The sequence below is a fragment of the Alistipes sp. An116 genome (assembly GCF_002161005.1).
GTDB classification, from domain to species: Bacteria; Bacteroidota; Bacteroidia; order Bacteroidales; family Rikenellaceae; genus Alistipes; species Alistipes megaguti.
This window is the reverse complement of sequence record NZ_NFLR01000009.1, coordinates 147,154-160,370: the sequence shown is the minus strand read 5'-3', so window position 1 is coordinate 160,370 and position 13,217 is coordinate 147,154. Positions and strand designations below refer to the sequence as shown.

Annotated in this window: 9 protein-coding genes and 1 pseudogene; 4 read left to right on the top strand and 6 right to left on the bottom strand. The window is 59.1% G+C overall.

From position 1 onward, the window contains the following. Positions 1–224, top strand: a pseudogene (locus B5E60_RS14220) (site-specific integrase); the annotation flags it as partial. A 225-nt stretch (positions 225–449) separates the two neighbouring features. On the opposite strand, the gene B5E60_RS08180 reads toward B5E60_RS14220, so the two are convergent. The 4 genes from B5E60_RS08180 to B5E60_RS08165 all read right to left on the bottom strand — a co-directional run bounded on the left by B5E60_RS08180 (position 450) and on the right by B5E60_RS08165 (position 7,265). Beyond that, positions 450–1,091 (bottom strand): lipid-binding protein, encoded by a 642-nt coding sequence (locus B5E60_RS08180; protein WP_087311017.1) that lies wholly within the window; start codon positions 1,089–1,091, stop codon positions 450–452. 30 nt (positions 1,092–1,121) lie between these two features. Further along, positions 1,122–2,540, bottom strand: coding sequence for a SusD/RagB family nutrient-binding outer membrane lipoprotein (locus tag B5E60_RS08175; RefSeq protein WP_087311016.1), 1,419 nt, complete (start codon positions 2,538–2,540; stop codon positions 1,122–1,124). 34 nt (positions 2,541–2,574) lie between these two features. Next, a complete protein-coding gene (locus B5E60_RS08170; protein ID WP_342394912.1) occupies positions 2,575–5,778 on the bottom strand; it encodes a SusC/RagA family TonB-linked outer membrane protein in 3,204 nt (1,067 codons plus the stop codon). Positions 5,779–6,053: 275 nt separating this feature from the next. Beyond that, a complete protein-coding gene (locus tag B5E60_RS08165) occupies positions 6,054–7,265 on the bottom strand; it encodes a tyrosine-type recombinase/integrase (protein WP_087311014.1) in 1,212 nt (403 codons plus the stop codon). A gap of 211 nt (positions 7,266–7,476) precedes the next feature. On the opposite strand from B5E60_RS08165, the gene B5E60_RS08155 reads away from it, so the two are divergent. The 3 genes from B5E60_RS08155 (at position 7,477) to B5E60_RS08145 (ending at position 11,325) form a co-directional block, all read left to right on the top strand. Further along, positions 7,477–8,673, top strand: coding sequence for an FprA family A-type flavoprotein (locus B5E60_RS08155; protein ID WP_087311012.1), 1,197 nt, complete (start codon positions 7,477–7,479; stop codon positions 8,671–8,673). A gap of 2 nt (positions 8,674–8,675) precedes the next feature. After that, on the top strand, positions 8,676–9,989 hold the full coding sequence (locus tag B5E60_RS08150; protein WP_087311011.1) for a UDP-glucose dehydrogenase family protein: 1,314 nt from the start codon (positions 8,676–8,678) through the stop codon (positions 9,987–9,989). Between the two features lie 157 nt (positions 9,990–10,146). Continuing rightward, the gene (locus B5E60_RS08145; protein ID WP_087311010.1) at positions 10,147–11,325 is read left to right on the top strand and encodes a multidrug effflux MFS transporter; all 1,179 of its coding nucleotides are present in this window, start codon (positions 10,147–10,149) and stop codon (positions 11,323–11,325) included. A gap of 244 nt (positions 11,326–11,569) precedes the next feature. Here B5E60_RS08145 and B5E60_RS08140 read toward each other — a convergent pair whose 3' ends face one another. Continuing rightward, positions 11,570–12,019, bottom strand: coding sequence for a YhcH/YjgK/YiaL family protein (locus B5E60_RS08140; protein WP_087311009.1), 450 nt, complete (start codon positions 12,017–12,019; stop codon positions 11,570–11,572). 49 nt (positions 12,020–12,068) lie between these two features. Continuing rightward, positions 12,069–13,217: an endonuclease/exonuclease/phosphatase family protein gene (locus B5E60_RS08135; protein ID WP_087311008.1), complete on the bottom strand. Its 1,149-nt coding sequence runs from the start codon at positions 13,215–13,217 to the stop codon at positions 12,069–12,071.

The window sequence follows — 13,217 nt, the reverse complement described above, 5'->3', positions numbered from 1 at the left end:
AGCAGCAGAACCGCCCCGTCACGGCTCACCTGCTGCAGGAGCTCTTCTTCGGGCAGGAGAAGCCGGAAGAGGTCCGCACGCTGTTGGAGACCATGCAGGAGCACAACGACCAGTGCCGGACGTTGGTTGGGACTGATTATGCGCTGGTTACGGTCCGCCGCTACGAGAGTTGCCGGCGTTATCTGGCCGAGTTGATCCGCCAGCGTTACGGGAAGGAGGATCTGTCGGACGAAAAGAGAACCAGACCGGACAAACAGACGAACAACACCCCTTCCGGCATCAGCCTCAGCCGAAACGCATGCCCCCAGCGAAATCCTTCGAAATACCGCATTCTGACGCCATGCCGAGGCAGCCCCGTTCCGCAAAAAAGGAGAGGGCCCTCAACCATGAGAGCCCTCTTCCGAAAAAATGAATCTAGAAATTCACTCTTGACAGAAAGTGAGTGTGTTTCATTCCGAATCAGAAGAAAAATTGTTGTCGATGAAGTCGGAATAATCCTGCATGTCCTCATTCCAACCGGTATTCTTCATCCCCTTGACCACATACTGTTCCGTCAAGCCGTCGGGATTCGTGCGGCTGTAGTTGAATTCGATGGCGTCGGACTTGTATCCCGTCTTCGTATCTACGCCATCCTTGACCACCTTGCCGCCGGTCACCGTCACCGTATATCCATCCACGTCTACAAAGCCCATATATCCCGCCGTATAATAGCCCTGGGCAACATAAATATTATGGCAGGTGCGCGGTTGCGAGGCCTCCACGGCCGAGCCGGAGAAACTCAGGTCCGCCGGATTGCACGTCAGCTTGAACTGCAGCGCATCCAGATACCTGGGATCGCCAGTGATCCGATAGTCGCAATCGGAGATGGTCATCCACATGGCATTCGACTCGTTGTAGGTCGTATTTGTTACCAGAATGTCGAATACCGTCACGGGCGTCTGCAGATCGCTCGCCTCGTAGGCGAAGCAGATCCACTGCCCGTCGAAATCCGCCACGGCAGTCATCTCGGGCTCCTCCACCTCGTAGGTTTCGCAGGAGACAAAACCTGCGGCAAGAGCTCCGATAGCCAGCATTTTCAATATCTTTTTCATAATTCGTCGTTCTTGATTGGGTTTCGGAATCTATTTCTTGTGCCACCACATCTTGGCATTCAACGGCTCGACCTCCGGTGAGTTGGGGTTGTAATCCGTTGATGTGTAGGGATAGAGGAAGCGGTAGGGATAGTCGCCCAGCACACCCTTCGAATCCGTGATTGTCGTGCCGCGCGTCGGATAGCCCGTACGGTTCAGGTCGAACCACGACTCGATAGGCATGCAGCGGACATTGGCCGCCCACTTCTGGTTGATGATCTGCTCGACCATCGCCTCCGTTCCGGCAACCATATTGAAGGTATAATCGCCGGCGATGAAATCATCGGCTCCCGTGCAGCCACACCGTGTAAAGGCTGCCTTGATTGCCGCATCGTAGTTGTTCTTTGCCTCCGAGGCATTTCCCAGCCGGGCATAGGCCTCGGCCTTGAGGAAGTAGGCCTCGTCGATCGTGGCAAAATAGACCGGATCCTGAGCTCCGAGCTGCAGCCGCGTTGCCTCGGCCGGCGTGGGCAGCGTACCGTAAGATACTCCGAGGAACTTGCCGTCGTCGGTTGTCTCGTAATAGTATGCCAGTCGCGGATCGCTCTCCGAAAGAACTCCCAGAATATCCTTGCAGCAACGGATGTTCTGATCCGTATTCAACTGGCGGCGGTCGCTCTCATAGAGAGGATTCGAACGGTCGGCCTCGTTGGCGAAGTTGTCGAACGCCGCATCCTTCGTATCGAGCAGCTTGTTCTCCGTCAGCAGCGCCTCGATCTTGGAGCGGTTGGTGTCGAAATCGCGGAGCAGCACCCGCAGGTAGAGCGTATTGGCAAACTTCATCCACTGCTCCACATCGCCGCCGAAGATCATGTCGGAGGTCGAGGAGGTGTTGGCCGATTCGTCGGCGGCAATCTTCGCGGTATCCATGGCCCGGATCTCCTCAAGCAGGCCGATGATGACCTGCTGCATCTTCTCTCCCGAGTCGAAATGGGGCGTCGTGTTGGTCTCGGCTGCAAGATATCCTTCCGTATAGGCAACCTCGTCGTAGAGGCTCGTCAGCAGGTAGAGGTTGTAGACCAGCATCGTCTTGGCTTCGAGTTCGAAGTTCGAGGCGTTCGATTCGCCGGCGCACTGCGTCAGGATCTCCTTGATCGTCGGCAGCACCCGCACGTAGAGGTAAGACCACGGGAAGGTGAAGTACGACGACTGCGTATTGAGGTTGTAGTCCATGATCGTCGTATACTGGTTGGTATTCTTGTTCTGCACCACGTACTGCGACCAGAACAACCCCACCAGCGTAAGTTCATAGCCCACCTTGTCGGCCGTTTCGAGTGCGACGGTCGGCAGCAGCGAGGTCTTGTCCGCATTGCTGACATAGTTCGGATTCTCGTTGATATCCAGCCAGTCCCGACATCCGCTCAGCGTCGTCGATACGAGCAGGAGTAATATGACTGTGATTCTTTTCATAACGATGACTTCTTAAATGGGTTAAATGGGACGTTTAGAAGATGATTTTGATGCTGCCTCCGAAGGTTCGCGTCGTCGGGGCCGAATAGTACTCGCCGAACTGCGAGGTGAGGTCGTTGCCGTAGTTGGTCATGTCCGGGTCGATGATTCCCTGATTGGGGGTCCACATCAGCAGGTTGCGGCCCACCAGCGAGACGTCGATGCCCGACAGCCACTTCACCCCGGCAAACCACTTGCGCGGAAGACGGTACGTGAGGTTCACCTCGCGCAGCTTCAGATAGGTCTTGTCGACCAGAGCGTCGCGATAACGCTCTGCGTTGGTGTTCGAGTACCAGTAGTTGCTTATGTTGTAGTATCCGGTAACGGGAATGTTGTTCTCATGATACTCCCCGTCGGAGCCCTTGTAGACCGCATCGGGAACCACGAACGAATCGCGCATGTTGTAGAGCGTCTGCTCGGCGTTGCCGTTGAAGTAGATGATGCTCTGCGTAGCCGAGTACATCTTGCCGCCGTAACGCCAGTCGAACGAGAAGCCCAGCGAGAGATCCCGCCAGCGAACCGTATTGTTGAAGCCCATCGTGAACTTCGGATCGGCGTAACCGATGATCTCGGTCTCGGTCGCCGAAAGCTCGGGATAACCCGTCGTGGCATTGACGATCGTCTTGCCGTAGTAGGGGCTCGAGGCATCCTGTACGGTCTGGGTCTTGTAGTAGGTCCACGTGCCGAGCGGTTCGCCCACGATAGCCTTCAGCTGGGCACCGGTTGTCAGGCCGTAGATCGTCGTCTCCCTGACGTCGTCCCAGAGCTCCTTCACCTCGTTCTTGTTCTTCGAGAAAGTGTAGGTGAAGTTCCACTCCCAGTCCTTCGTCCGTACGGGAACGATACCCACCGTCAGCTCGACACCGCGGTTCTGGATCAGACCCACGTTGCGCACCTGCGACGTATAGCCCGATTCGGGAGCCAGCGTAGCCGAGATGATCTGGTTCTTGGTCTTCTTGTCGTAGTAAGCCACGTCGAAGTTGAGTCGGTTCTCAAACAGACGGATGTCAGCGCCGACCTCCCATTCGGTGGAGATCTCCGGCTTGAGTGCCGATGCCGGCATGATCGTCGACCGCAGCAGGCCTGAATAGCCGTTGAGCGGGAACTTCAGATCGCCGAAGCCGCCCGTGGCGCTGCCCAGCAGATAGTAGCTCGACGTGTGGTAGGGCGAGGCGTCGTTACCGGTCTGGCCATAGCCGCCGCGCAACTTGAGGAAGCTCAGCACGTCGTTGCGAATCGACGGGAAGAGGTCGGTCAGCACCACCGAAACGTTCGCGCCCCAGTAGAAGAACGAGTTGTCGTCGATAGGCAGCGTCGACGACCAGTCGTTACGTGCCGAGAGGGTCAGGTAGATGCCGTCGCGCCACCCCAGATCGGCCTGCGCATAGAGTCCGATCAGACGCCGCCGCTCGAAGTGGGAGCTTGCAACGGGCGTTGCACCGCTCGTGTTGTCGAAACTCGGCCACGATTCAACAGCCAGGCCCGACAGGGTCCCCTCCACGTAGGAGGCCGTACGCTGGTTGAGATTCCAGCCTGCCGCAGCGTGCAGCGACCAGTCGCGCCCGAAACGGTAATCGGCATTCAACAGCACGTTGGCGTCGATCTGATTGCTCTTGCGGGCGATCTCCTGATAGGAACCCGGCTCGACCGAACCACCCTCGGTCTCCGTATAGGAGCCCGGCAGATACTGCCACAGGTCGTTGTAATACTTCTCGTTCGAGTTGACAAAGTCGCCGCCCAGACGTCCGATCAGCTGCAGACCCTTGGTCAGCTGCAGACCCAGCTCGATGTTGCCGTAGACGCGGTCATCCTGGTAGGTCGAATAGTTGTGGTCCAACGTCCACCACGGATTCTGCGCATAGGGCGTATAGAAGTTGTTGGCGTCGTTGTAGACGCTGTTGTAGTCCTTCAGGTCGGCATAGTCGACATCGACCGGATACTGCAGAATATCCTGATAGATGGTCGAACCGTTCATACCCTGGCCGGTCATGGCATTGCGTACGTCCTTGCGCACGTAGGAAATACCATAGTTCAGCCACGCCAGACCGCCCTTGATCTGCGTGTTGCCGCGGAACGAAATGGTGTTGCGCTTGTAGTAGTCGTTGTTGCCGGGCAGAACGCCGTTCGAATGGGTGTTGCCGTAGGAGACCATGAAGCCGCTGTTCTGCGTTCCGCCCTGTACGGTAATCGTATTGTTCATCTCGAAGCCCGTATCATAGAAGTTCTTGAGCGAGTTTTTCGCATGGGAGAAGGGCTTCATCGACATCTCGGCGCCTTCGTACCACGAGGCTCCCGGACGCCAGTAGTGCATACGGCCGTCGAGCAGGTTGCCCCACGAACCGTTCTCCGTCGGCGAGAAGTTGCCGAAATAGCCGCCGTCGTAGTCGTAGTACCAGCCCTGGCCGAACTTCGACTGCAGCTGCGGGATGCGCAGCACGGTGCTGGCCATGAACGATCCGTCGTAGGTAACCGTCACATCCTCGTTCTGACGACCGCGCTTGGTGGTGATGATGATCACGCCGTTACCGGCCCGCGAACCGTAGAGAGCCGTAGCCGAGGCACCCTTGAGGACGGTGATCGATTCGATCTCCTCGGGGTTGATATCGCCGGCCTGGTTGCCGAAGTCGATCGAGTTGTTCAGATCCTGCGTTCCCATCGTCTCATTGGAGATGGGCACGCCGTCGACCACATAGAGAGGCTGGTTGCTGCCCGAGAGCGACGAATAACCGCGTACGATGACCTTCTGCGAGGTACCCGCACCTCCCGACGAGGAGATCTGCATACCGGCGACCTTGCCGATCAGTCCCGACATGGCATCCGAAGCATGTCCCTTGGCGATTTCGTCGGACTTGATCGTCGAGGAGGCATAACCCAGCGTTCGCTCCTGGCGCGTAAGGCCCAAAGCCGTAATCACGACATTATCCAGACCGATGGCATCGTCCTGCAGGACTACATCGATCGTCGTACGATCGTTGATCGGAATCGTCTGCGACTGCATACCGATAAACGAGAACTGCAGTGTCGTTCCCTTACGCACGTCCAGGGTATACTGACCCTCGGCATTCGTACTGGTTCCGATGTGCATACCTTCCACAACAACCGTCACACCTGCTATCGGTTTCCCATCGGATGAGGTAACCGTACCGGAGACTTTCCGATTTTGAGCCGTTGCCAACAGGCTACAACTCAAAACGGCCATAAAGAGTAGTACAAGTTTTCTCATAGACCTAAATTTGAGTTAATAATTAGTATTGTCTCTTTTTAAGAGAAGAATTTGTATTGGCAAATATAGGTAAAAAAAGGTTAGAAACAACAAATCATATTACAATTTTAAACAATTCAGGCGTAAAATTCATCATCGTCCGACGAAATTAATATGTAATATGAATATTTTCAGGCAATTATACTGATGATAAATCGATTACAATCAGTAATAATATCTCTTAAAAAGAGATTGAATCATTAGTCAAGAACTCAGATTTCGAGCAAATCTATAACCAAACGATTGGCGCGGTCCACCACCCCCGTATCCAGTGAGGCCAAATAGATGCGTGTGGTCGTTTCCGAGTCATGCCCCATGCCCTCGCTGATAACCGACAGCGGAATCTCCCGGCTCCGCGCAACACTGGCCCAGGTATGCCGGGCGCAATAGAGTGTCAGCGGAATCGGCAAATTGAGAAGATTGCCCAGCCGTTTCAGATTCCGGTTGATCAAATGTCCCCGGTTCTTGTATTGATTCCGTCCGTCCGGGAAACCGCTCCGGAAGACCGGCAGCAGATAATCCGGATGCCGCAAGGGATATTTGTCGACGATCGCCTGCATGCAGGGTTCCCAACGGATCCGCAGCAGCTGGCCGGTCTTCTGCCTGCGGTAGACCAGCACGCCGTCCTGCAGGTTCGAACGCTTCAGATAGGCCATGTCCACGAAGGACATGCCCCGCAGGTAGAAGCTCAGCAGAAACAGATCCCGGGCATAATCCAGGTGGGGATCCGACCGCAGATCCAACATCCGCAGACGCCGCAGGGATTCCAGCGTAATGGCCCGTTTGACGGTCTTGTCGACCCCCGTATAGACATGCCGGAAGGGATAGCGCTGCGGAGTGAGGTTCTTCTCCACGGCCCGGTTGTAGACCGCCCGCAGAATCCGCATGTAGAAAGACGAGGTGTTCCGGCTCACTCCCGAACGCCGCAGATCGGCCTCGTAGGCCTCGATCAGATCGCCGTCGATGGCTGCAAGCGGAATATCCTGCTGATGGCGAAAACGGGCGAAACTCCGCAGCGCCGCCGTATAGGTTTCACTCGTGCGCATACGGTTCAGTTCCCGGAGTTGAAGGATCAGCCGCTGCATGAAGTCGAACAGCATGTCGGACTGAGGCGAACCGAGTGCGGCCGACAACGGCTCCCTTCCACAGCCGGTCACGTCTTGTCCGAACGTGGACAACATGCGCTGGAATCGTTCCAGATCGGACCGGATCTGCCGCTGCACGTCGGCCAGGTACTCCCGTCGTTCGGAATCGGCGGCGGATTCGATGCGGCAGCATCCCCTCCCGGCATCCCACTCGGACGGGAAAAGCCGGAATCCGGTTCGCATCCGCTCGATACGTCCGTCGTGAACAACCTGATAGAATAGATGCCCCATCCGGCCTGCTACGGTCGAGGCCCGGAATTTCACTTTTACTGTTGCCATAACATCATAATAATAGGTTTGAAAAACCCCGAAGATAAGACTTTCATCCCACTCCCGGCCCCTTCCGAGGATGCGGCCCTGCAGTCCCGGCATGCAACAATACCCTGGGCCAGGGCCGAAACCGCACGGATTTTGAGAATGCCCGCAAAAACAACGAGTTGTTTTGCGTTTTTTTTCGTACCTTTGCGGCAAAAATTTAACATACCCTTTTATGGCAATTACTGAAATTGTTCCCGGCATTCACTATGTCGGCGTCAACGACCGCACGACAACCCGTTTCGAGGGTCTCTGGTCGCTCCCGCAAGGGGTTTCCTACAACGCATATCTGGTCGTGGGCGAGAAGATCGCCCTGATCGACACCGTCGAGGAGGCATTCGGCAGCCGTCTCGAAGCCAACATCCGCGAAGTGATCGGCGACCGCCGGATCGACTACCTGGTCATCAACCACATGGAACCCGACCACTCGTCGTCGATCGCCACCCTGCGCCGCATCTACCCCGACCTGCAGCTCGTCGCCAATGCCAAGGCCCTGCAGATGGTCGAGGGATACTACGGCGTGAAGGGAAACGCCATCGAGGTCAAGGAGGGCTCGACGCTCGATCTGGGCGATGGCAAGAGCCTTTCGTTCCACATGATCCCGATGGTCCACTGGCCCGAGACGATGGTCACGTGGTGTGCCGAAGAGCAGACCCTCTTCTCGGGGGATGCCATGGGTACGTTCGGAGCCCTCGACGGCGGAATCACCGACTCGCAGGTCGACGCCGAGCGCTATTGGGACGAGATGCGCCGCTATTACGCCTGCATCGTCGGCAAATACGGAGCTCCGGTGCAGAAGGCCCTGCAGAAACTCGCGACGCTGCCCGTGCGGACGATCTGCCCGACCCACGGTCCCGTCTGGCAGCAGCACATCGGCCGCGTGCTGGATCTCTACGACCGCATGAGCCGCTACGAGGGTGAGCCGGGCGTGGTGATCGCCTACGCCTCGATGTACGGCAACACCGAACAACTGGCCGAGCGCATCGCCCGGGAACTGGTGTCCGCAGGCGTCCGCAACATCCGCCTCTACAACCTCTCGTATGCCGATCCGTCGGTCGTGCTGCGTGACGTCTTCCGCTTCGACACGCTGCTCGTCGGCGGCCCGACCTACAACGGCGGACTCTTCCCGCCCGTGGGCGAACTGCTCGACAAACTGGCCGCACGCTGCATCCCGCAGCGCCGCTTCGGCTGGTTCGGGTCGTTCAACTGGGCCGGAGCCTCGGTACGTCTGCTGGGTGAATTCGCCCAGAAGATGAAGTGGGAGACGCTGTGCGACCCCATCGAGATGCGGCAGGGCTTCGGCGAGAAGATGTTCGACGCCTGCCACGCACTGGCCTGCAACGTCGCCGAAAAACTTCGCAACAAGGCCTGAGGATGAGAATCGCCATCGTCGGAACGGGATACGTCGGACTGGTGTCGGGAGCCTGCTTTGCGGAGATGGGCCTCGACATCACCTGCGTGGACACCGACCGCGGAAAGATCGAAGCGCTTCGCAGCGGACAGATCCCGATCTACGAACCAGGGCTGGAGGAGCTGGTGCGCCGCAACACCGCAGCCGGACGGCTCCACTTCACGACCGATCTGGCGGAGTGTCTCGACCGCGTCGAGGTGGTCTTCTCGGCGGTCGGAACCCCGCCGGGAGCCGACGGCAGCGCCGATCTGAACCAGGTGATGAGCGTCGCACGCACCTTCGGACAGCACATCAACCGCTACACGCTGCTCGTCACGAAGAGCACCGTTCCCGTAGGCACGGCCGACCGCATCCGCACGATCATCCGCGAAGAGCTGGACCGACGCGGCTGCCAGGTGCCCTTCGACGTCGCCTCGAACCCCGAATTTCTGAAGGAGGGGGCCGCCATCAAGGATTTCATGTCACCCGACCGCGTGGTGGTGGGGGTCGACAGCCAGCGGGCCCGCGACCTGATGGCCCGTCTCTACCGACCCTTCCTGATCAACAACTTCCGCGTGCTGTTCATGGACATCGCCTCGGCCGAGATGACCAAATACGCCGCCAACGCCATGCTGGCCACCCGCATCTCGTTCATGAACGAGATCGCCAACCTCTGTGACCGCGTGGGGGCCGATGTCGGGATGGTCCGCAAGGGGATCGGCTCCGACACCCGGATCGGCAACAAATTCCTCTATCCGGGATGCGGCTACGGCGGTTCGTGCTTCCCGAAGGATGTCAAGGCGCTGGCCGCCACGGCCCGCCAACACGGCTACACGATGCAGGTCATCGAAGCGGTCGAACGGGTCAACGAGGCGCAGAAGAGCGTCGTCTTCGAGAAGCTGCACGCCGCGCTGGGCGATCTGCACGGACGTCGCGTGGCCATCTGGGGGGTCGCCTTCAAGCCCGAGACGGACGATATCCGCGAAGCCCCGGCCACGGAGGTCATCACACGTCTGGTCGGCGCCGGTGCCGAGGTGCGGATCTGCGATCCGGTGGCCGTGACGGAGTTTCTCCGCCGGCGGAGCGATCTGGAGGTGCTCCCGGCCCGGACGATGTACGAAGCAGCCATGGGGGCCGATGCCGTGGCGCTGCTCACCGAGTGGAAGGAGTTCCGCATGCCCGACTGGGGCCGCCTGCGCGAGATGATGCGCGGCGATGTGGTGGTCGACGGACGCAACATCTACGACAGGGAGGAGGTCCGGGCCGCCGGATTCCGCTACTTCGGTATCGGCAAATAGCCCGGCAGAGAGAGCTTTCCCCCCCTGGAAGGAGGATTTCGGAGACGACGTGTTCCGGAATCCTCCTTCTTGTTCCGAAATGCGACAAAACCGGGCAACAAACGACTACTCGCACCGGGAAAATCCAGTGTACTTTTGCAACGAAAATTTGTACGGAATGAACAACAACAGCAAACTCTTTCTGCTCGTTCTGCTGGGTATGCTTACGGCGTTCGGCCCCTTTGTGACGGACATGTACCTGCCGACGCTCCCCGCCATGACGGGCTATTTCCACACCTCGTCGTCGCTCGTGCAGATGGGACTGACGACCAGCATGATCGGCCTGGCCGTCGGACAGCTGCTCTTCGGCCCGCTGAGCGACAAGTACGGACGCCGCCGCCCGCTGCTGGCAGCCATGTGGCTCTTCATTGCCGCCACGCTGCTCTGCCTGTTCGCCACCGACATCAGTCAGTTCATCGCCCTGCGTCTGCTGCAGGGCGTGGCCGGAGCCGGCGGCATCGTCATCTCACGCTCGGTAGCCACGGACCGCTTCGCCGGCCAGGATCTGGCCCGCATGCTGGCCCTGATCGGTGCCGTGAACGGCGTGGCCCCGGTCGTGGCCCCGATCGTCGGCGGTACGCTCAGCGACTCGATCGGCTGGCGGGGCATCTTCTGCATCCTGCTCGCGCTGGGTGTCGTCCTTCTTGCCGGCAGCTATCGCCTGCGCGAATCGCTGCCGCTGGAGCGCCGCAGCCGGGTCGGCTGGGGCGATCTGCTGCACGGCTTCGCCACCGTCCTCCGCAACCGCCGCTACCGCGCCTACACGCTCCAGCTCGGATTCGCACAGGGTGTCCTCTTCGCCTACATCGCCTCGTCACCCTTCATCGTCCAGCAGCACTACGGCTTCTCGGCCTTCGAATTCAGTATCTGCTTCGCCATCAACGCCATCTCGATCGGTACGGCTGCTGCCCTCTCGGTGAAGTTCCGCTCGCCCGAACGCTGTACGCGCACGGGCTGCCGGGGCATGATCCTCTTCGCCGCAGCCGAAGCCGTTGCGCTGGCATCGGGTTGCGGATTCTGGACCTACGAGATGCTGCTCTTTGCACTGCTCTTCACCATGGGCCTCACCTTCACCTCCTCGACGGCACTGGCCATGGAGGCCGCCCGCGAACAGGCCGGAACAGGTTCGGCCCTGCTGGGAGCCGTCTGCTTCGCCTTCGGAGGTGTGGTCTCGCCGCTCGTCGGCATGGGCGACACGCTCCTCTCGACGGGTACGGTCTTCGTGGTCTGCGCCCTCTGCTCGTGGCTCTGCATCCGCTTCGGAGTGCGCCACTCGTCCCGCCCCGCCGTGGCCTGACTCTCCGAAGAAGGGAGCGGAAAGCGGACCCGGTGCCCGTCCGATATGGCCCTACACCCATCCGATACGGCCCTACACCCGTCCGATGCCGCCCGGCACCCGTCTCTGATACGGACCGACTCCCGCTCTTCCGCAGCCGCCTCCCCCCCATACAAAAAACCCTGCTGCCCAAAGACAGCAGGGTTTTTCATGAGCGTTTTTCCATCAGAAGGGAAGGAACCAGCCCCTTCCCGCCCGCGCGGAACTACAGGCGCACCTTGACGATGATCTTGCGCACCGTCCCCTCGCCCACCATCGGAGCGTGTCCGTCCTCGGGGAAGAGCACCGTAAACTGGCCCGGACGAAGCGTATAGTAGGTCTGGGGCTCATCGTCGAAGAGCTGAATATCCTTCTCCTTGTTGAACTCCGACTGCGGTTTGCAGAGATCCTTGCGCTCGCTCCAGCCGAACGATTCGCACGTGCCGCTGACGAGCACCTGGATGTCGATATACTCGTTGTGCACCTCGAGTTTGGCATCCTTCTTCAGTTTGAGCAAGCGCTCCTGGACGTTGACGTAGATATCCCGGCCGTCGAGCTCGTGAATACCGGGCTCCACCTTCGTCCAGTCGGTCGAGGCGATCAGTTCGAAGGCCTTCTTCATGCGCGGATGTACGCCGTAGTAGAGTGCGCTGTTTTTCAAAGAATCCAGAATCATAGTTTTCTATTTTTAGGGTTATCTTGCAATTCAGGGTTATCGGGCTCGCTCAGTCCTCCTCCGATTTCTTCATCCGCACCAGCACCGGATGGTGGTCCGAATAATCTACGGGAATGGTTTCGTAGGTGATCGGTTCCAGACCGCCGCACAGCACATAGTCGATGCGCAGTGTGTTGTAGAAGCCGCGGAACGTATGCGAATAGCCCGATCCGCAACTGCGGAAGGCGTCGCGCAGTCCGCGGGCCATCTTGCGGTAGACATACGAAACGGGCGTATCGTTGAAATCGCCGCAGACCAGGATCCGCGTGCGGGTGTCGTCGATCACGCGGGCGATGCTGTCGACCTGTGCGGCGCGCAGCACGCTGTTGTCACGCAGGCGGTCGACGATGCTGCGGATCTTAGTCTCGCGGGCCGTATCCGAGAGGAAGCGGTGCTCGGTGATGTAGCGGTTGTCCGAGGCATTGATGGCCGTCGAGCGGAGGTGGTTGTTGAAGACGCGCACCGTGTCCTCGCCCACCAGCAGGTCGACCCACACCGACGAGGCGGGAGTCAGCACCGTTCCCGAGCGCAGGATCCGGAACTTGCTCAGCACCGCCAGCGGAGCCTCGTAGGCCGAATCGGGGGCCGACGTACGCCCGAAGCCGGCACTTTCGTAACGTTCATCCAGCAGCGCAAACTTCTCCGAACGCGCCGCCAGCCGGGCATTGAACTCCTGCAGGCAGATCACGTCGGGATCCTGTTCGTCGATCAGCCGCAGGATGTCGCCAACGCTGCTGTGGCCGTTTTCGCCGTAGAAACTGCGGACGTTGTAGGTCATCACCTTGAAGGTTCCGCGGTCGAAATCCTCCGTCTGTTCGTAAGTGCGCCGGATCTCGGGGCGCCAGAAGAGCGAGACCTTGAACAGACCGATCACAACGATCAGAATCATCACGCCGGCCCTCAGCCAGCGCCAGCGGATGATCCAGTAGAGCATCAGAATGACACCAGCCACATAGGTGATCGGTGCCGCGAGTCCCAGCACCGGAAAGAACCACACGCGGGCCGGATCGACATAGGGGACCAGATAGGTCAGCACCAACGCCACGGCCACCACGGCCGAGAGCAGCGTCATCGCGCCATCCAACAGCCAGACGATCCAGCTGCGGCGTCGTTTTGCGGCCGGCCGCTCGCCGTAACCGCTGTAGTACTCGGAGGCCAT